Origin of the sequence: Erwinia sp. V71, assembly GCF_965644245.1 — a bacterium.
Taxonomy (GTDB): domain Bacteria; phylum Pseudomonadota; class Gammaproteobacteria; order Enterobacterales; family Enterobacteriaceae; genus Erwinia.
Map to the genome: position 1 here is coordinate 1 of NZ_CBFFRK010000265.1, position 859 is coordinate 859.

Annotated in this window: 2 protein-coding genes; both read right to left on the reverse strand. The window is 34.5% G+C overall.

The annotated features are described in order from the left end of the window. Positions 1 to 233 precede the first annotated feature (233 nt). A complete protein-coding gene (locus ACSZO1_RS22550) occupies positions 234 to 464 on the reverse strand; it encodes a hypothetical protein (protein WP_437616624.1) in 231 nt (76 codons plus the stop codon). Positions 465 to 496: 32 nt separating this feature from the next. Next, positions 497 to 859: helix-turn-helix transcriptional regulator (locus ACSZO1_RS22555; protein WP_437616625.1), on the reverse strand; the 363-nt coding region annotated here is incomplete at its 5' end.

The window sequence follows — 859 nt, forward strand, 5'->3', positions numbered from 1 at the left end:
CGGGCATCGTGAAAAGTCTATGTCAAAGAAAGGGTTATGTTCTCATAATTGACGATTAAATCGCACCTTCCTTAGTTCCTCTTCATAAAACTCATCTAAAATATTAACTTCAATTTTAAAACACAACCTTCTTATATAAAACGTTTTCATCTTTATCTCTCCCATTGTTTATCTCAGGCAAACGCCAGCCATATTGCGTTTACTCACCATTTTTAAATTCTGTTGTTATATTATTATCGTTCTGAAATGATTTTATTTTTTCTATACGCCAGATAGCTTTTCAATGATTCCTGACCAAAGCGATCAAGATCACGATAGATTATGATTATATTGTAAAACTTGCTCTTTTTATCGTCGAATTCAGCTATCCAGTGCGGTGTGTATAAATACTCTGCTAATATATCTAAATAACCCCAGTCCAGTTTATCCATTTCTCTTGTTGCTTTTTTAATTAGTGTACTCATAGATACCTCTTTTATTTTTATGTTAATTTAAATTATGCTGCTTTATTGCGTGAAGAATTGATCAGGTTTTCAATCCAGTCATTTACTTCTCTCTCGATGAAGGCAATGGTCTTTTCACTTATTTTTACAGGTGCAGGAAACTTATTTTTATTTACCAGACGATAAATGCTTGATCGGCTTATACCTGTTCTTTTTATTACTTCTGACAAGCGAATAAAACTTTCATATTTTTGGTTCATATTTTTCTCCTTTGTTGTTTTGATGTGAAGCGCGAATTCAGATAATAAGTGCAACGCTTGGTCATGTGGATGGAGGGACGGTCGCGAATTCAGATAATAAGTGCAACGCTTGGTCATGTGGATGGAGGGACGGTTAGCTACCGATAAGCTATCCTG